This window comes from Gordonia polyisoprenivorans (assembly GCF_017654315.1).
GTDB lineage: Bacteria > Actinomycetota > Actinomycetes > Mycobacteriales > Mycobacteriaceae > Gordonia > Gordonia polyisoprenivorans_A.
This window is the reverse complement of sequence record NZ_CP072203.1, coordinates 856,905-874,238: the sequence shown is the minus strand read 5'-3', so window position 1 is coordinate 874,238 and position 17,334 is coordinate 856,905. Positions and strand designations below refer to the sequence as shown.

The following is a 17,334-nucleotide window of genomic DNA, read 5'->3' as shown; positions in this document are numbered from 1 at the left end:
GCATGGAACGACAGATAACGTACGAAGACTACCTCTGGACAGAAAACGCAGGCACCGCCGGAGAGTTCCAAGCCTTTTGCCTTTCCCTCGTCGAGAACGCGAACGTTGATGACGTGCTCGCTCAGCTTCCGGTAATCGAGGATCTGGGATCTATGAATTTCCGGGAAGAGCTGCGATTCCGCTCCTACGACGACTGGGACCCAGAGAGATCGCTGGTCGGGCTGTTCCAGCATGATTCGTGGACAGTCCTGTTCGAGGTCAACGGATTCGCCGGAGTCACTCCCCAGATCGCTCTACCCTTGTCCAACGGACGTCGTATCGTAAGTCACTACTACAGCGACGGTAACGGCAGCGGCACCTTCAAGATCTACGAAGACGGACGGCTCGCAGCAAGTTTCGAACCAACACTCGGCATTGTTGACCTGTGGACCGACGAACCGAACATGTCGACCACCCTATCCACCTTGATGCGAAAATCCGGCTTTGACCAAGCACCGAATGACCACTTACTGGACGGCAGGAAGCACAACCGCGCAGCAACATTCGCGCTGATGGAACGGCTGACCGGGGTTCAGCTGCAACCAACGGCCATCGCGGATGCCACATTTACATTTGTCCGCGTGCAGTTGCCGCGCCCATAATCAGGAGAAACCTGAGCACCTGCGGAGTTGGTTTGGCGATATTGCACGAGATCGCCGGCGAGAACACCTGACCCTGTCACTCATAAACGGGGTCGATGCCCTCACTGGCGCAGAGTGCGGACACCCGATCAATTCAATCCCACCCCGTAGTATTCGAGTCCGAAGTAGAACCATGAGATCGGTGTACTGGTCACCAACGACCCGGCGAGGAACCAGCGGCCTGCGCGGCGGGTTCGTGGCCACAGGATCAGGGCAACACCTGGCAGATTCGCGGCCAGCCAGCTCAGTGTCCAGGGCAGCCAGTAGGTGACGGTGAGGTCCTTCTTGCCTGGGGTCGCATTGATCTCTGGCAGGTCCAACCAGTGTCGCAGGAACAGCGCCAACGGTAAGGGGATCAAGACGCCGACCACTGCCCCGACGAGCAGGCCAAGACCGCCCACCAGACATCCCTGCGTGCTCGACGAGGGTTTCACCTCAGAGGGGTGCCGAATCTGCGGCGGTTGCGGCACCAGAAGGCTGTCGCTCCAATGAAGGGCAACCCAATGATGACGACAGCCCACACCACTCCGACCGCCTTGCCCGTGGGCTCCGAAACGACGGACCACAGAGCGATCGGCAGCATCACCATCCAGACAGCTATCAGCCCCATTCCAGCGAACACCAACAGAGCATCTGTGGTTCCGATCCCAGACATTCTGTTCTCGCAGTGGCCGATTACCGCACAATCAGCCAGATTGATGGTGCCGCTCATACCGTTCGAGAGTACCGAAACATCGTCGGGCGCCGGCCAGGACCTGAGGCCACCAATCGCGAGATTGCCATGTTCAGCACGTTAGGATCGCCCTGTGGGATGGATTCAAGGACTGTGGATCGCGCTCGCCGGGCTCGGCTTCCTTCTGGACGTGAGGATCGGTTGAGCTACCTCGATGCTAACGAGAAAGTACTCACCGCGGCATGGACACCCGCGCGCGGTGTGGAGATCACCGAATCGGCCCTTCCTGATGTGTGGTCTCAGGCGCTGAACCGGTTGGGACACGACCTGCACGTACGCCAGTACAACGGAGAGATCCAGAGAATCGACTGGGTCGCGAAGTATGACAGCAATGACGGATGGGTGTTTCTTCTCAGCGATGTCTCGGTGGCGGGCCGTGGCCGGCAAGGTCTCGGGATGTCCGGCTCCGGCGTCAAAATCGACAACGACGTCGAAACCGTTCTGACCACGATTGCCGATCTCGTCCAGGATCAGGTGGCCCGCGCCCACGTGGCATGGCCGTGGAGCGACGACGGCGGATTCCTGGCCCCACACCTCGTCGCTCACGTCGCAACGTGGTGCAAGGGCGAGACCCACGTTCCGATTGGCAGTCTGTAACACGCAAGTGGTCAGATGACGCAGGAAGACAGGGCTTCACGTCTGCAACACCAGGCGTCTCCTCCGCGAGGATGTGCGAGCTGATCGCATGCCGCCGGCCTCGTGAGTAAGCACTTGGCAGGTCCCCGATAACCGGTCCAGGCAGTTCTAGAGCCAGTTCCTTGTTGTGATCGTCAGTCGATCTCGCAGCCCACGGGGTGATGTTGGTGGGTGCATCCGGCAGCGTACTCGGACGGGATGGGCTTAGATGCTGATTCCGTGGGTCTGGAGTAGCTGGTAGTCGTCGTCGCTGCGTGCCTGGATGTAGGCGGCGAGGTTCGGGTAGGTGACGAGTGGGTCGTCGGCGGTGTCGAACACGACTCCGGGGGTTGTGGGCGCGGGTTCGGTGGCGGGTATGGCTGCGATGACCAGCAGTCCACCGATCCCTGGGTCTTTCACCCCGATGGGCAGCAAACGTTGGTAGCCGGGATATCCGTCGGGGTCATTCGCCGGATCGCCGCCGGAAGTCCAGAATGCTCTGTGTCCCTCTTCGACGGCGTGCCAGGACTGGATCACGTTGTCGTTGTGGATGTCGGCGCCGAGGTCGCCGGCGGGTAGCAGGTTCTGCCACCGGTAGAGGTGTCGCCACCCGTTGGTGATCTGTAGCAGTTCCCGGTAGTGGGGATCGAGATGCACACCGAGACGTTCCTCTGCCGCGACGATCTCAGATTCGGGTGCAGGAGGGTAGGTGATCGTGGCGATGTCCTCGTCGAACAGCCCGGACGCGACGAGCGCGTCGTTGAGCTGCCGCTGACGGGCAATGAGATATTCCCAGTTCACCACTTGACGGCTCACTTTCAGTGTCTTCTCGCACGTCAATCCTGAAAAGCCCTCATAGCCCTTTACGGCGCGCCAACTACTGCCTCGCAACCCTGACCGTAGCGGAAGGCGGCTGAGGACATTCGAAGAGCTTGCCTGCGTAAGAGTTCGACTTCTGCTTAATCGCACTTTTCAGCTCTTCAGTTTGATCAACAATACGAGTCAATACAACTCCGAGATGGATCGTGTTTTTCGTACTCGCGCAAACACTAACAACAGTCCACACAGAATCATCGAAGAGCGACTCTGACGACGCCTGCCCATGATTGAACGGGGGGGTTATATCATAACCATTGACAGGCGGGTAGTCGCCTCGCGGTCGGCTATTCACACCCAACGCCGAATTGGCCTGGGCAAGAGTCTCTCCGATTAAGTCCGCAATTCTGAGCGTTGAATAGCCACTCGTGGTCTCCGATTCAGACGAGGCGGTCACAGTTTGCGATGAGGGAGCAGAGCCTTTGCCTGTGTCACATCCAATGAGGGCGGTCCCGATACAGGCCAGCATGGCGACCGCTACATACCACCTAATCCTCCTCAGGACAGTCCGCATGTTACTCCCCTATCGGGTTCAAGGAATTTCGCAATGTGTTCCTGAGCTGGCGTTTCTATCGCCGGCTGGTAGTACCGAACTATCGTGAGATTATAGTCGGGCCACGCATAGAACCGCTGACCCACCTTCATCGGAGGGGATTCGCAGCGTACCTCGTAGCCCTGCGTCTTGCTAACCGACACACCTGCGGTCGCAGCCAGGTAGGCCGAACTAGCGGTTACATCGCCACTAATTTGAGTAGTTCGACTGTCTGACTGCGCGATAATGCACTTCGAATCGTTTGTTATCACACCACATGAAGCTACTTCCTGAATTCCGTAGGCCCGGGGGGTCAACCCGCCCTAGGCGCGAGTACTGGACGCAGTATGGCGATGACGTTTCTGCGACATTGCCCACATGCGGGGGTGGAGTCATCTGGTAACCAGGCGCGCATTTCAAGTTGCGATTGGAGTAGTTCTCGACTATCGGTGATCCCGCACCGGCGGGAGTTTGAGATGGTACCGGGACGATCGGCGTCGTTCCGGGTGCAGGGATGTCGGTTGCGCCGTGGGCGTTGATGTTGGGTCCGCCACCAGAACCGGGAGTGGTGGTCGTCGGCATCGACGGCGCGGTCACCGACGGCTGGGTGGTGGTGGGTGTTTGTGTTGCGGGGTCTTGGCATACGTACGGCGGGGTGGGTGCCGGGGCGTCGGAGATGGATTTTCCGGGGTGGGTGGCGACCCAGCCTTGTTTCCAGGTCTGGTTGTAGGCGGCGGTTTCGCGGGCACACCGTTCGGCGGGGGTTTCCGCACCAGCAGGTGTCGAGGCGGTCAGCGCAACCATGACTTCGATCACGGCGAGGACGAGCACACCGGTCACCAGGTGCATTGGCCGCCGTGCTCGTGCCGGGGGTTTGGGGGTAGGGGGCATCACAACGTTGTCCTTCAAGGGGAAAGCCGGAGGCTATCGGAGTTTATGAGCGACGTGGGTTAGAGCCAGGTGCGGGCGCTGTAGACGTTCAATGTGTCGTCGGCGGTGGGGGTGGATACCGAGAAACGGGCGATGACCCGGACGGTGGTGGGGGCCGAGGCAGCCGTCGACGGAGACGTGAGCCCGTTTGATCCGGATGGACGCATGATCGGTGGTCAATGTCTTTTTCCCGAGCGAGATCTCGGTGATCTTGCCGGGCGCGATCTTCGCCGAGATCGACCGCGACACCGACGCCGAGGCGCCGACGGTGGCGCCGGGGACTCCGCTGATGGTGACGCCGACGTTGGGGCCGGCGGAGAACCCGAGGCCGAGGGTGGCACCGTCGGAGACGTCAATCTGGCAGCCTACGACCAGGAACTGTTCGAGCACAGCCGAATTCACCGGCTGGTTCCCGTTGCCGGAAATCTTCGCACCGACCCGGGCAGAGATCCAGCCTTCCCGGCTCGTGGCGGCGTTGGCGATGTTGCTCATCGGGTTCACCACCAACTCGTTGGCCCGTAACTCGATGTTCCAGCCGTCATCGGTGGTGTCGTGATCATAGGTCGAGGCCAATGGTGTCGGCGTTGCTTGCGCTCCCCCACCGCCGGCCCATAGCGCCGATACCGCCGCGCACACCGCGACACCCTGAAACAGGCTGCGTGACAGGCGGTGACGTGACCGACGATGATCCAACGAACCCAGGCTACTCATGATGACCCCCAAGTCACTGTGCCGATGCGCGAGGACCACCACATGGCGGCTGTCGTGATCCCGGAATTCACTACCGCAAAGAATTCGAACAGAGAATCGCACACTTGACAACCTGAACACACGAGGGGGCATGGCACCGACCACGAGAGTCTCGAATGATCGCGTCTCGCGCAGAGGCGTTATCGGCTTTGACAATGAGATATGCCATTGGCTATCCCTGAATCTGCGAGGTCACTTCGCCATACTCGACATCGCCGACATTCAGACGCACACCCATCACTCCTGCGATGCATACGGCCTCGTCGGCGTCCTCGGTGACATACTCGCCGGACATTCCGGCCTCGAACCACCGAAACGCCAGCCACCCTGCGACAGCGACGAAAGCGAGGACGACTGCAGCCACTGCCACCGGAATCCACACCCCTGCGTTTCGCACACCCCACTGTTGCACAGTGTCAACACGATCAGCACTCATCGGCGTCGACCAGAAGTCTCGACCCGAACGCCTACGATGAGAAAGCTCTCCTCCACCAGATTCTCCGATCGATTGGAGTTCGTTAGTGTCCAAGACGGTTCCGCTGTCCTGGTTCTTCGTGGTGATGGCCGCGGCGCTCGTCGCGGTGCGGTCAACTCATCAATCTGCCGGCGAGACCACTGGCCAGGTATTGCTGATTCTGCTGGCCGCTGCCATCGTCAGCGCTATCGCCGCCCAGCAACGCGATGCCAAATCAACAGGTGGAGGCGGAGACACAGCGCCCCCACCATTCGATCCCGACAACGGCACATGAATCTTGTTGCCCTGGAGTCCGTATGGGCAATGAAGTTCCGTGTCCGCGCCCAGCCGAAGATCACTTTCGCAGAACCATTCCGCCCTTTAGCGTGAGAGCATGTCGACAACAGGAGTGGTGACCGTCTGGCACCAGGCCGAGGGCTGGGGCATCGTCGCATCCCCTTCCCTGCCGGGTGCTGCCTCGGCAGACGTTTTCGGCATCAGGGGCGAAGCTGTCGCCGACCACAGCGTTGGGCCCATGTTGGGTTTCCGGCCGGGAACCGAGGTGGAGTTCGAATACTCACGTGCCGAAATCCCTGTCAACGGATGCGATTTCTTGATCCATGCTGTGTGGTCGGTCGGCGTTACCCCGGGGAAGCGTTCTCCCTCTCCATATTCGGGAACGTTGTGGAACAGCGTCGGCAAGGCCGGACCCGACGGCTTGACGACGATGCGCGAAGCCGTTATCGACGACTCGCAGGTTCCGCAAGTGGAGAAGCCGAGTCTGCCCAGCACCGTGGGTACCGTTCGCGTCTGGCATAGCGAGGACGGTTGGGGTGTGCTCGATTCCGAGGCCACACCCGGAGGTGCATGGGCGCACTTCAGCGAGGTCGTCGGTGACGGATTCCGCTCGTTGACCCCCGGGCAAGAGGTGGAGTTCGAGTACGAGGAGCGTGGCGTCGACGAATACCCGCACCGGGCGAACAACATTCGCAGTCACTGAACGAGGACACCCGAGGAGAGGACACAGCACATGTCGGTACAGCCGTGCTCGGATGAGGCGGCAGCGCAGTGGATCCTTGATCAGGACCGCGAGTGGTATGACCTGACGGCACGCGGTCCACTCGGGTATGAACGGACCGCGCGTCTTCGGTTCATCCCCGATCCCGCCTATGTCGGTCAGCGCGAGAGCGACGCCGAGATTCCCGACCACATCGCCTCTGGCCCAACCGAACTGTGGCAGATTGCCGTCGCGACATCACTCCTGCGAAACCACACCGCCACTCCCGAGTACTGTTACTTCCTGATCTGGGAGGGGTGGCCCTACCCGGAGTACAAGTCGACAGCCGCCGCGCAGGTGGACCTGCGCGGCGGGGTATTTGATTCCGAGACGATCGTCCGCAGCTACTACCTATTTCGCGGCAGCTCAGATCTTTTCGCGTGGACCGAACCGAGTGAGTCCGGTGCGCACCAACCGCCTCTGGAAAAGCTGCTGCCACTGCCTTCGTTCATCTGGCCGAGCGATCGCGCCTGGTGCATCACCAAGGACGTCGACCCGCATTTCGCAAGCATCGGCGCAAACACCCGGGCCGTCGACGAGTTGCTTTCGGACACTCGGATCGACGTCGTCGTGGACGACCCCACGAGCGAACCACCTCGATACACCTGACTCATCGCGTCACGGGGTACCGGGCCTCGCCCCACGTCTCCTCCCTCTCGCCTATTTTCAGTCATTCTCAAAGTAGCCTCGGCGCAAAACCCCAGGTCACGGCGCTCGGATACCTCACCCGATGACTGAAAACAGGCGACCGACCGCACACAATGCCCCATCAGCACCCCTACCCTCCGGATCTCCGCGCCTCACACATCCGCCCCGTAGGCTGACGTCCCATGCGACTCTCGTCCCTCGTGCGTCCCGCAGCACAGCAGGTCGTCGATGTGGTCACCGACCGGCGCGAGCGCCGCGGGCTGATCATCGAGTTGGTCATCGTCGGCATCCTCACCTTCGGATTCTCGGCGATCTCGGCAATCCTGTCGCTGATCGAGCTGCAGATGACCAGCGGCGTCGGCAACGCAACGGTGGCACTGAATCCCAGCCAGTCCACGGTGGGCGCGATCGATTTCCTCCGACAACTCATGAGCGCCGTCCGCCTGTATGCGATAGGCGCTCTCGGCGCGTATCTGCTGTGGCGCGGCGGTGTCATCCTCGGCCGTGTGGGCCTCGGCCGCATCCGCACCCCCGACATCCCGCCCGGTCTGCTACTGGCCGCGGTCGTCGGCCTGCCTGGCCTCGGATTGGTGGCCGTCGCGCGCGCACTGGGGATCAACGCACATCTGATCCCCAGCGAGCCCGGCCCGTGGTGGCACTGGGTGCTCTACATCCTGCTCGCCATCGGCAACGCGGCCGCCGAGGAGATCGTCGTCGTCGCGTATTTCATCACGCGACTGCGCCAACTCGGGCTGTCGGAGAACGGGTCGCTGGCCGCCAGCGCGATACTGCGTGGCGGATATCACCTGTACCAGGGCGTCGGCGCGGGCATCGGAAACGTGGTGATGGGACTGATCTTCGGTCGGTACTACCAGCTCACCAACCGGGTATGGCCGCTGGTCATCGCGCACGCGGTCATCGACGTCGTCGCATTTGTCGGATATGCACTGCTGCACAACCACCTGTCGTGGGTGGGGTGAGCTGCGCCCCCTGCGGTCACGACCCCGAACACAACCGCACGAATGACACGGACACGCCTGAGCCGTCGGTACATTCAATGAGGTGAACCAGCCAGAACCGCCGAATGCGGGACGACGCGGCGGTCCTCCGCCCGCCCCGCCGCGGCGGAATCCGGCACCGATGGGACCACCTCCTCCGCACCACGGCCCCCGGGGCCCGTACCCGCCGGGCCAATTCCCGCGCGGCGCCGATCGCCGACCCCCGGTTCCGCAGAACCCGCGGCCGCCCGGACGCCCCACACCTGCAGCACCCGACGCCGCCGACCCGACGCGCCGGGTCGCGCCACCGAACCGTCCGCGCAGCGACGTCTACGAACCACCTAAGGCCTATTCGGGCGTCCCCGGGTACGCACCGCCACAACAGCCCGAGCCGATCCCCGGGCGCGAGCGCCCGACCCGCAAGCCGGTGCCGGCGCAGAGCCGATCCGCCTCCGACGCGCCGCCGCGCAGGCCGCGCCCCGACGCCCCGCGTCCGGTCGCCCCCAAGGAACCCGACCGGCGCAAGCGCGCGCTGCGTCGCCCGCGTGGCGCCCGTCGCCTGACCCGCCGCAGAGTCGGAACCATCCTGCTGGTGCTGTTACTCGTCCTGGTGATCACGCCGGTGGCGTTGATGTTCTACTACGACTCCAAACTGCACCGGGTCGACGCACTCGCCCCGTACGCCGGTAAGCCCGCGAGCACCCCGGGGACCACCTGGTTGATCGTCGGCACCGATGCGCGCAGCGGCCTCACCGAGGAGCAACGCAAACAGTTGTCGACCGGTGACGACTCGGGAGCGCGCACCGACACGATGATGTTGATCTACAAGCCGCCGTCGGGGAAGGCGACGATCATCAGCATCCCGCGTGATCTCTACGTCCCGATCCCCGGGCAGGGCAGCCATAAGATCAACGCCGCCTTCAACTTCGGTGGCCCGACCCTGTTGATCCAGACCGTCGAAGGACTGTCCGGGGTGCACATCGACCACTACGCCGAGATCGGATTCGGCGGCTTCGACACCCTCGTCGACGCCGTCGGCGGCGTACACATGTGCATCGACACCCCTCTGCGAGATCCCAAGGCCGGGTTGAATCTCAAAGCCGGCTGCCAGACCCTGAACGGCACACAGGCATTGGGCTTCGTGCGCACCCGAGCCTTCGCCGACGCCGACCTCATGCGCGTGCAGAACCAACGAAAGTTCCTGGCGGCGTTGATGGCCAAGGCGACCAGCCCGTCGGTGCTGTTGAATCCGTTCCGGCTGTTCCCGTTCGTCAACGGCACGGTCGATACCCTGACCGTCGACAACGGCACGCACATCTGGGATCTCGCGCGGCTCGCGTGGTGGCTACGCAGTTCACCGCAGACGATCACCACCCCCAACGGAGGTCCCGTGGACACCGACGACGGCAGTTCGCTGGCCGTCGACGACACGACGAAACAGTTCTTCGACGCCCTGCGCCAAGGTCAGCAGATTCCCCGGGAATACCTCGACCAACCGGCCGGCTGACACCATCCGGGAAGCCCAAAAGATAGGCGAGACTTGCCTTTCTAAGGCTTCACTGGGATGAAATGCCCTGCTCACGCCCTCTACTCTGTCCGCTATGAGCACTCCCGAACGCACCAAGTTCCACCAGTTGCTGCATGACCAGATCGGCAACGAGTTCGCCGCGTCGCAGCAGTACATCGCCGTCGCGGTCTACTACGACAACCACGACATGCCGCAGCTGGCCAAGCACTTCTATGCGCAGTCCGTGGAGGAACGCAACCACGCCATGATGGTCGTGCAGTATTTCCTCGACCGCGACATGGAGGTCGAAATCCCCGGAATCGATGCTCCGCGAAACGATTTCGCCGACTATCGAGCTCCCATCGACCTGGCTCTCGAACAGGAACGTCGGGTGACCCAGCAGATCGTCGACCTGGCCAAGTCGGCCCGCGACAGCGGCGACTATCTCGGCGAACAGTTCATGCAGTGGTTCCTGAAGGAACAGGTCGAGGAGGTCGCCACCATGACGACGTTGCAGACCATCGCCGAGCGCGCCAACGGCAACCTGTTCGATCTGGAGAACTTCGTCGAGCGCGAGGTGAACGGTCCGGCCGCACCCGATGCCACTGCGCCCACTGCGGCCGGCGGCAACCTCTGACGATGGGCACGTCATACCACCCTGACCGAGTGTCCGAATAGTCGGTTTTGTTCACCGATCAGGAAGAAACTCTGCCGATATTCAGCCATTCTTCAGCAGCGTCGGGCAGGGTGGGCCCATGGCTTCATCGCGTGTGAACCCTCAGAGAGGCATCAGCTCCCGAGCCGACCGGCGCACCACGGTGCCACGCTGGTTCGCCGCCATGGCGGCGGTGTACGGAACCGCCGTGACCTTCCTGGCCGTGGCGTTCCTGCTGGGTGCGAGCACGTGGTCGCATTCGGCCAGCGGCAGTGCCATCGCCGACGGCTTCGCCCGCTGGTGGCCATCGGCGAGCCTGGCCGCGGCGATCGTGGCGATCGTCCTGGTCACCTTCGGTGCCGCCGCCTCCCGCCGACGTCGTACACGCGCGCGGGTGCCGCGCATTTGACGGCCCACCGCGCCGCGCCTCAGCGCAGCGTGACCTGCCGACCGCGGATGCCGTCGCGCGAACTGCGTTCCTCGATGGTCAGCTCGGCGGTCTCGGCGAGCGCATCGGTGAGCCACCCGTCGAACTGATCCAGCGCGTCGTACCACTCCTCGTGATGACGCTCGTTGTCGAGGTCGAACACCGGCACCAGCAGTCCGTGGGTGCGGAACGATCCGGCGAAGCGCGACCCCTCCCCCAGCGTCAGCCGCCCTGCGGCGTGCAGTCGCGCGAGGGCGGTCATGACGTCGTCCTCCGGTTCGGGCCGGACCCAGCGCAGGTGAGCCCGTTCTCCGGCATCGACCCACCAGGGTGCCCCGTTGCCGCTGTCGACGTGCATACGGGCGGTGGGCAGCACGGTTTCGTTGGCGCGCTCGAGCATCGCCGCGATCTCCGGCGGCATCTCGTTGCCCGGCGGGAACCACCACGAGAAATCGTTGTGCACGATGATCGGCAGCTGCGCGTCGACGTCGAGGATGTCGGCGAGCTCGGGGCCATCGGTCTCCTCGCCGCCGTGCCGGTACTCGTTTCCGGGGCCGGTGTGTGCAGCCCATTCGATGGCCGCCGCGAGCGCCCGATTCAGGTCATCGGGGTCGGGATCGGTCTGCAATGCCGCCAAACCCTCTGTGGCGCCGCGTACTTCACGGGTGATCGCCGCGACCGCGCCGGGCAGGATGGTGGCCAGCGCGACGTTGTTGCGCGTCGGATCCGGTGTCGGGGGGGCCGGCGTGGTGTCGTCGGGCATCACCGACGTCAACTCCGGTTGCGGTGGTCCGGGCTCGATGAGGTCGAGCACCGCGGTCGCCGACGGGACGAAGGCACGCAACGCCACCAGGTCACACTCGGCGGCGAGACCGGCGAACGGGCGCGGCGATGGCTCGAGCGCGGCCGCCGCCCGCGCCTTGCGTGCGGCCACCCGCTCGGCTCGATTACTTCCCGGACGCGGCCCGCTACCCCGTTTGCTCTTCTTGCCCATGGGTCCACCCTCTCACGGACGCCGACGGCGCCGACGCGTGCGCCTGTTGCACGTCAGTCGACGGTGACGAGCCAGTCGCGCACCTTCTGCGGGTGGTTGGTGGCGATCCAGCGAACGCCGAGGTCGGCACACAGCTGGACGTCGGCCGCCTCGTCGACGGTCCAGCAGTAGGTGACGCGGCCCGCGGCGGCGGCCTTGTCGACGAGTTCGGGATGCATCCGCAGCGTCTCCACCGACGGGCCGATGCCGGTGGCGCCGACGGCGGTCGCGGCGCTGCCACCGAGGACGCGCGCGGTCTCGCCGAGCAGGATGGTCGGCAGGATCGGCGCGTGCCGGCGGATGCGCCACACCCCCGCCGACGAGAACGAGATGACCACGGCCCGACTGTGATCCGCCGACGGCGGGGTCGCCACACCGAAGTCGTGCAGGGTGGATAGCAGTTGTTGTTCGACGAGGCTACCGAAGCGCACCGGATGCTTGGTCTCGATGAACAACCGCACCGGGCGACGCCAGTCCAGGGTCAGTGTCAGCAATTCGGCGAGGGTCAGGACCTTGGCCGGGCCACCCCCGGCATGCCAGCTGCCGAAGTCCAGTTCGCGCAGTTGCGCCAGCGTCATCTCGCTGACGATGCCGGTGCCGTCGGAGGTGCGGTCAACCGTGCGGTCGTGGATGCACACCAGCTCGTGGTCGGCGGTCAGGCGGACGTCGCACTCGAGTCCGTCGGCACCTTGTTCGAGCGCGAGTTCGTAAGCGGCCAAGGTGTGTTCGGCCACATCGGCAGATGCACCGCGATGTGCGACGACCGCCGGTTTACCCGACCGCGAGACCTGCTCGGCGAGGTTCATGCGACCACCACCCATCGGTGTGCGGGGACTTTCGGTTCGGCGGAGCTCCCCGAGAACACCGCGGGCAACCGATGTGCGGCCCAGAAGGCGAACGCCGCCGAGACCGCCGCGGTGAGCACGACCATGAACAGGGCGTTCGCGCCGGTCTGGATGGAGCCGGACGCCGCACCCACCCACCAGGTGATGCCGGTGAGCACGGCGATCACGTTGACCACCGTCCAACCCACCCAGAGCTTGCGCAACCGGGTACGCGCGGCACTGCGAGCGACGTCGTCGAGCATCTCGGCGGGTTCCTGCAACAGCAGCACGGCGCCGGCGACATTGACCAGCGGGACCGCGGCCAGCGGAATGCTCTGCCACCGCGGACGTGGGTCGAAAAACCCCCGCGCGCCGAAGGTTTCGGCTCGCACGGCCAGAACCCACCGGACGAAGACGACGGTCGCGTAGACGAATCCGGCGATCGCCAGCATGCCCGCGGCCAACACCAGCACCGTGCTCAGACCGATCAACCAGCCGGGCAGCGTCGTCGATCGGTTGATCACCAGCAAGAGATAGCGCAGCAGGTGCGCGCACGTCGACGCGACGAACGCGGCCCCGGCGATCTGCAAGGCACCGGTCAGTGCCACCCCCAGGCGGGCGGGAGAGTTGCGCGGCTCATCCTCGGTGACCGGGGTGTCGACGAGACCCCACCGAGGGAGGTAGACGTACCGCGGGATCAGCCGCGGGCCGGTACGCCGTGGCGGGCGCGGCGGCGGCAGGGTGTCGGCCGGGCGGCGGGCCACCCATCGCACCCGGCGGCCGCCGTACATCCGCGGCGGACCAGACGGTGGGCGCACACCGGTCGGGCGCGCACCGGACTGCTGCGGAGCCGCCGGACCGTAGGCGGCCGGACGCGGCGGCGCGCTCGGCGCCTGCTGGTGGGCGGCGACGACCGCGGCGGCGTCGGCGTCGGAGGCCACGACGGTCAGCGGACCACCGCACCGGGGACAGCGGTCACGTCCGTCGCGGTGCGGAGCCTGGATGCGGCAACGCGGGCAGAGGTCGAGCATCCTCAGACCGGCCCCGATCCGGTTTCCACCGGTTTGCCGTTCTCGCGCCAGGCCAGCATCCCGCCACGCACACAGCTGCCGTCGTAGCCGACCTGCAGCAGATACTGCAGGACCCGCATCGACCGCCCGCTCGAGTGACAGATGACGTAGAGGTCGGTGCCGGGATCGATCTCGTCGAGTCGGCCCGGGACCTCGCCGAGGGGAATGTGCACGGCGCCGCGGACGTGGCCGTCGACCCACTCGTCGTCCTCACGGACGTCGAGCAGTACCTTGTCGGTGGCGGTGCTGAAGTCGTTCGGCAGCTCGGTCACGGGAACCTGTGGAATCTCGCCCATGCTCACCGATCCATCGTCGCACAGGGGCGGCGCCGCCGACCGCGCCGCCGCGAGAAGGCCGGCGGGCGATCCACCGCACTACACCCCGACTTGACATTCGTCCAAACCCGGACCGCCGACTATGTAGGTCTGCATAATGCTATCCACATGCACGTGCACGCCTGCTGTGACCTGAGACACAGCAGACCATCAAGGTGTGGATGAGACTGTGGAATCTGTGGAGAACCGGACACGGTCAACCGACCCACTGTGACGGCGGTCACGAGTTTGCAACAGCAGCGCGTCAAACAGTTCACGACAGTGCAGCGCTTGAGCGAAATGAGCAGTTCACAGTTATCCCCACATCCTGTGGATAACGTGGGGACAACAACCGGCCGCACGGATGATTCGCGTCACAACAGCACGCATGAGTGTCCCGAATTCGCACCGCGAGCCGGCTTCGGCCCGTCAGCGCAACCGCACCGCGCTGGCACGTTCGAGCGCACTCACCGCGCCGCCGATCAACTCCTCGGCGACCACCGACGCCCGGACCTGATCGCCGACGATCCGCGCGAGCAGCGGTTTGGGGGCGTCGACGACGGTGATCTCGGCGTCGGGATAGTGCTCGGCCACCACCGACCGCATGACCCCGATGCCGTCGACGAGTCCCAGTTCGGCAGCCCGCTCGCCGATCCACACGTCCCCGGTGAACAAGACGTCTTCGTCGGCGGCCAGTCGTTTACCGCGGCGTTGGCGCACCCACCGGATGAACGTCTCGTGGAGTTGGTGCTGCAACCCCTGCAACCATTCGACGTCGTCGGCCTTCTCCGGCGAGAAGGAGTCGAGCCGCACCTTGTTCTCACCGGCCGAGTACAGACGCCGTTCCACCCCGAGCCGACCGAGGACATCGACGAACCCGAAGCCGGACGACACCACACCGATCGAGCCGACGAGCGAGGTGTGGGCGGCATAGATCTCGTCGGCCGCACATGCGATCCAGTACCCGCCGGAGGCGACGACATCCTCGCAGAACGCCAGGACGCGCACGCCCTTCTCCGAGGCGAGTTGCCGGATGCGTTCGGCAATGTACTCCGACTGCGTCGGCGACCCACCGGGCGAATTGATGACGATGACGACCGCGCGCAGATGCTCGATGCCGAAGGCGCGTGTGAGAACCGGCTCGACGCTCGTCGTCGACAATCCCGGCCGCCCCGGACCGCCATGGCCGATCACCCCGTCCAGGCGCACCACGGCAACCTTGTCCGACCGCTTGTGCGCCAGCTTCTTCGCTATCCGCCCCAGCGGTCCACGGCTCATCCCACCGAGCCTAGGGCATCGGTGGGATGCGGGTCCCCCACCTAGACTGCTGACGTGCAGATCCGCTGGCTCACGGCGTTCCTGGACTTCGGAGCGTCGCAATTCGGGACCGAGGTCACCTATTGGCGCGCGATCACCGGATCGACGGTGTCACCCCCGCGCGGTGAGCACCGCGAATTCGCCACGCTCGAGCCCTTCAGCGGCGACGCCCATCTGCGGGTGCAGCGGGTGCAGGACGGCGCCGGTGGCGTTCACCTCGACATCCACGTCGAGGACCCGCGGGCCGCGGCCATCGAGGCCGGCGACCTGGGGGCGACCCTCGTCGCCGATCACCCGACCCATCTGGTCTACGACTCCCCCGCCGGTATGCGGTTCTGCCTGGTGCCCGCGGTGGGCTCGCCGCGTCGTGCCCGTCCGATCCGGTGGCCGGAGGACACGATCTCGATCATCGACCAGATCTGTATCGATGTACCGGCATCTCTGTTCGATCGCGAGGTCGTCTTCTGGTCACAGTTGACGGGCTGGCCGACGAGCCAGCGGGCGCGTGCCGAATTCGTCGCGCTACGCCGCGACCCCGCATTGAGCCTGGGAATCCTGTTGCAGCGCTTGGATTCCGCAGGTGATTCCGGCGGTGGCACCGAAACCGACAAGGGCACCGATACCAACAGGGGCACCGGGCAAGCGTCGGCCCATCTCGACCTGGCCACCACGTCGGTCGACGACGAGGTGGGCCGTCACGAGGACTGGGGTGCCCGCGTCGTGGCGCGGTACCCGTCGTGGACGGTGATGGCCGACCCGGTCGGCAGGTACTACTGCATCACCGACCGGAATCCGCGGACGGGGCAGTGACATCGGTGTTGCTGACATCGGTGTTGCTTCGACGCACCCACTCCCGCAATCGGGTGATCTCGGCGTCGAGTTCGGTCCGCACGACGCGGCTCGGCATACCGAACAGGTCGGTCTCCACGGTGTCGGTGCCCGGCGGTATCCGCCAGGTGCCGGCCAGCCGGCCGTCGACGAGGACGAAGCCCGGGGAGCGCCCGTTGGGGGTGACGGTCCGCGCGAACAGGTCGTCGTCGGCGATGCGGGCCCGATCGCCCTGGGCGACGAGGACGTGATCGAATGGCGCGATCAGCCGGACGGGCGCGGGCTCGTCCTCGTCGGCGAGGTCGAGACCTTCGAGGTCGTAAAGGGTCTGCCCCTGCGGTCCGGTGTAGGCGGCCAGCTCCCACTCGCGCTCCATCTGTTCCACGAGCGGACGTAACCCCTTGAGCCCCGACCACTTTCCGATCGCGCTTACCGACGCCGGGCCGAAGCCGCGCAGGTAGAGCCGGATCAGTTCGCGGCGGGCTTCCTCGCCGTCGAGCGCCGGGTCACCGGGACCGATCCAGTCGTCGAGAAGTGCATAGGTCGGGCGGCCACTGCCCCGCCAGAGCCCGCGCGGCGGGGTCTGCACGAGCGGCAATGCGCATCGTGCCATCGCGGTCAGCGTCGACGGCTTCTCTCCGGGATGCCGTTCGGCGAGAGCGCGTCCGAGCTCGTCGCCTCCGAGCGGGCCGTCGCCCAACAACTCCCGGGCATCGTCGATCACCGCCGCCGGGGTGGTCGACGCGAGCTTGGATGCGTGCGCCGAGCGCAGTTCGCCGTCGAGGACCGGCTGCGCGAGCGGACGAATCCAGCGGGCGTCGGCGCCGTCGACGAGAAAGACGGTGCCGCGCAGCAACGTCATCCGCACGACCTCCCGGTCGGTGAGCAGCTCATCGAGTTCGTCGGGTTCGAAACCCTCGATGCGGCACTGTAATCCGAAGAAAGCGGCTTTCGGGTCCTGCGACTGCATGCCGACGAGCCGGTCGATCACCTCGATGGCGTCCTCATCGGCGCGGGCGAGCAGATGTTGACGACGCAGCAGTGTGCGATTCCACTGCCCGGCGGTGATGGATGGGAGCACCGCCG

The 17,334-nt window shown here is 64.9% G+C and carries 21 protein-coding genes and 1 pseudogene; 11 read left to right on the top strand and 11 right to left on the bottom strand.

The window, feature by feature from the left end; all coding sequences use genetic code 11:
* Nucleotides 1–2: 2 nt before the first annotated feature.
* Nucleotides 3–641, top strand: coding sequence for a DUF6461 domain-containing protein (locus J6U32_RS04040; RefSeq protein ID WP_208793652.1), 639 nt, complete (start codon nucleotides 3–5; stop codon nucleotides 639–641).
* A 128-nt stretch (nucleotides 642–769) separates the two neighbouring features.
* Here the strand turns inward: J6U32_RS04040 and J6U32_RS04035 are convergent, their stop codons facing one another.
* Nucleotides 770–1,081 carry a hypothetical protein gene (locus J6U32_RS04035; RefSeq protein ID WP_208793651.1) on the bottom strand — a complete coding sequence of 104 codons (312 nt, stop codon included), beginning with the start codon at nucleotides 1,079–1,081 and terminating at the stop codon, nucleotides 770–772.
* A 29-nt stretch (nucleotides 1,082–1,110) separates the two neighbouring features.
* On the bottom strand, nucleotides 1,111–1,392 hold the full coding sequence (locus J6U32_RS04030) for a hypothetical protein (RefSeq protein WP_208793650.1): 282 nt from the start codon (nucleotides 1,390–1,392) through the stop codon (nucleotides 1,111–1,113).
* Between the two features lie 162 nt (nucleotides 1,393–1,554).
* Here J6U32_RS04030 and J6U32_RS04025 point away from each other — a divergent pair, with 162 nt between their 5' ends.
* Nucleotides 1,555–2,010, top strand: coding sequence for a hypothetical protein (locus J6U32_RS04025; RefSeq protein WP_208793649.1), 456 nt, complete (start codon nucleotides 1,555–1,557; stop codon nucleotides 2,008–2,010).
* Between the two features lie 243 nt (nucleotides 2,011–2,253).
* Here the strand turns inward: J6U32_RS04025 and J6U32_RS04020 are convergent, their stop codons facing one another.
* Complete coding sequence (locus J6U32_RS04020) at nucleotides 2,254–2,844, bottom strand: SMI1/KNR4 family protein (RefSeq protein WP_208793648.1); 591 nt, start codon at nucleotides 2,842–2,844, stop codon at nucleotides 2,254–2,256.
* A 1,106-nt stretch (nucleotides 2,845–3,950) separates the two neighbouring features.
* Here J6U32_RS04020 and J6U32_RS04015 point away from each other — a divergent pair.
* Nucleotides 3,951–4,166, top strand: coding sequence for a hypothetical protein (locus tag J6U32_RS04015; protein WP_208793647.1), 216 nt, complete (start codon nucleotides 3,951–3,953; stop codon nucleotides 4,164–4,166).
* A 220-nt stretch (nucleotides 4,167–4,386) separates the two neighbouring features.
* Here the strand turns inward: J6U32_RS04015 and J6U32_RS04010 are convergent.
* Nucleotides 4,387–5,077: pseudogene (locus J6U32_RS04010) on the bottom strand (MspA family porin).
* Nucleotides 5,078–5,288: 211 nt separating this feature from the next.
* Entirely contained in the window at nucleotides 5,289–5,486 is a 198-nt protein-coding gene (locus tag J6U32_RS04005; RefSeq protein WP_208793646.1) for a hypothetical protein, read from the bottom strand.
* Nucleotides 5,487–5,637: 151 nt separating this feature from the next.
* Between J6U32_RS04005 and J6U32_RS04000 the strand changes: the two genes are divergently transcribed.
* The 7 genes from J6U32_RS04000 to J6U32_RS03970 all read left to right on the top strand — a co-directional run bounded on the left by J6U32_RS04000 (nucleotide 5,638) and on the right by J6U32_RS03970 (nucleotide 10,844).
* Nucleotides 5,638–5,865 carry a hypothetical protein gene (locus tag J6U32_RS04000; protein WP_208793645.1) on the top strand — a complete coding sequence of 76 codons (228 nt, stop codon included), beginning with the start codon at nucleotides 5,638–5,640 and terminating at the stop codon, nucleotides 5,863–5,865.
* Nucleotides 5,866–5,964: 99 nt separating this feature from the next.
* On the top strand, nucleotides 5,965–6,570 hold the full coding sequence (locus J6U32_RS27210; protein ID WP_244332569.1) for a cold-shock protein: 606 nt from the start codon (nucleotides 5,965–5,967) through the stop codon (nucleotides 6,568–6,570).
* Between the two features lie 30 nt (nucleotides 6,571–6,600).
* Nucleotides 6,601–7,236 (top strand): hypothetical protein, encoded by a 636-nt coding sequence (locus J6U32_RS03990; protein WP_208796358.1) that lies wholly within the window; start codon nucleotides 6,601–6,603, stop codon nucleotides 7,234–7,236.
* A gap of 221 nt (nucleotides 7,237–7,457) precedes the next feature.
* Nucleotides 7,458–8,255 carry a CPBP family intramembrane glutamic endopeptidase gene (locus J6U32_RS03985; RefSeq protein ID WP_208793644.1) on the top strand — a complete coding sequence of 266 codons (798 nt, stop codon included), beginning with the start codon at nucleotides 7,458–7,460 and terminating at the stop codon, nucleotides 8,253–8,255.
* 160 nt (nucleotides 8,256–8,415) lie between these two features.
* A complete protein-coding gene (locus J6U32_RS03980) occupies nucleotides 8,416–9,780 on the top strand; it encodes an LCP family protein (protein ID WP_244332566.1) in 1,365 nt (454 codons plus the stop codon).
* A gap of 94 nt (nucleotides 9,781–9,874) precedes the next feature.
* On the top strand, nucleotides 9,875–10,417 hold the full coding sequence (locus tag J6U32_RS03975) for a ferritin (RefSeq protein WP_208793643.1): 543 nt from the start codon (nucleotides 9,875–9,877) through the stop codon (nucleotides 10,415–10,417).
* A 118-nt stretch (nucleotides 10,418–10,535) separates the two neighbouring features.
* Nucleotides 10,536–10,844: a hypothetical protein gene (locus J6U32_RS03970; RefSeq protein WP_244332564.1), complete on the top strand. Its 309-nt coding sequence runs from the start codon at nucleotides 10,536–10,538 to the stop codon at nucleotides 10,842–10,844.
* Between the two features lie 19 nt (nucleotides 10,845–10,863).
* Here the strand turns inward: J6U32_RS03970 and J6U32_RS03965 are convergent, their stop codons facing one another.
* From J6U32_RS03965 to J6U32_RS03945, 5 genes are all read right to left on the bottom strand, one after another.
* On the bottom strand, nucleotides 10,864–11,856 hold the full coding sequence (locus J6U32_RS03965; protein ID WP_208793642.1) for a DUF5926 family protein: 993 nt from the start codon (nucleotides 11,854–11,856) through the stop codon (nucleotides 10,864–10,866).
* Between the two features lie 53 nt (nucleotides 11,857–11,909).
* Nucleotides 11,910–12,701 carry a glycerophosphodiester phosphodiesterase gene (locus J6U32_RS03960; RefSeq protein ID WP_014358433.1) on the bottom strand — a complete coding sequence of 264 codons (792 nt, stop codon included), beginning with the start codon at nucleotides 12,699–12,701 and terminating at the stop codon, nucleotides 11,910–11,912.
* A complete protein-coding gene (locus tag J6U32_RS03955; RefSeq protein ID WP_338836993.1) occupies nucleotides 12,698–13,660 on the bottom strand; it encodes a DUF4328 domain-containing protein in 963 nt (320 codons plus the stop codon). The genes J6U32_RS03960 and J6U32_RS03955 overlap by 4 nt, the downstream gene beginning before the upstream one ends.
* A 92-nt stretch (nucleotides 13,661–13,752) precedes the next feature.
* Nucleotides 13,753–14,085 (bottom strand): rhodanese-like domain-containing protein, encoded by a 333-nt coding sequence (locus J6U32_RS03950; protein ID WP_208795938.1) that lies wholly within the window; start codon nucleotides 14,083–14,085, stop codon nucleotides 13,753–13,755.
* A gap of 447 nt (nucleotides 14,086–14,532) precedes the next feature.
* Nucleotides 14,533–15,381 carry a S49 family peptidase gene (locus J6U32_RS03945; RefSeq protein WP_208793640.1) on the bottom strand — a complete coding sequence of 283 codons (849 nt, stop codon included), beginning with the start codon at nucleotides 15,379–15,381 and terminating at the stop codon, nucleotides 14,533–14,535.
* Nucleotides 15,382–15,435: 54 nt separating this feature from the next.
* Here J6U32_RS03945 and J6U32_RS03940 point away from each other — a divergent pair, with 54 nt between their 5' ends.
* Complete coding sequence (locus tag J6U32_RS03940; RefSeq protein ID WP_208793639.1) at nucleotides 15,436–16,230, top strand: VOC family protein; 795 nt, start codon at nucleotides 15,436–15,438, stop codon at nucleotides 16,228–16,230.
* On the opposite strand, the gene J6U32_RS03935 is transcribed toward J6U32_RS03940, so the two are convergent.
* Nucleotides 16,199–17,329: a winged helix DNA-binding domain-containing protein gene (locus J6U32_RS03935; RefSeq protein WP_208793638.1), complete on the bottom strand. Its 1,131-nt coding sequence runs from the start codon at nucleotides 17,327–17,329 to the stop codon at nucleotides 16,199–16,201. The genes J6U32_RS03940 and J6U32_RS03935 overlap by 32 nt on opposite strands.
* Nucleotides 17,330–17,334: the final 5 nt, after the last annotated feature.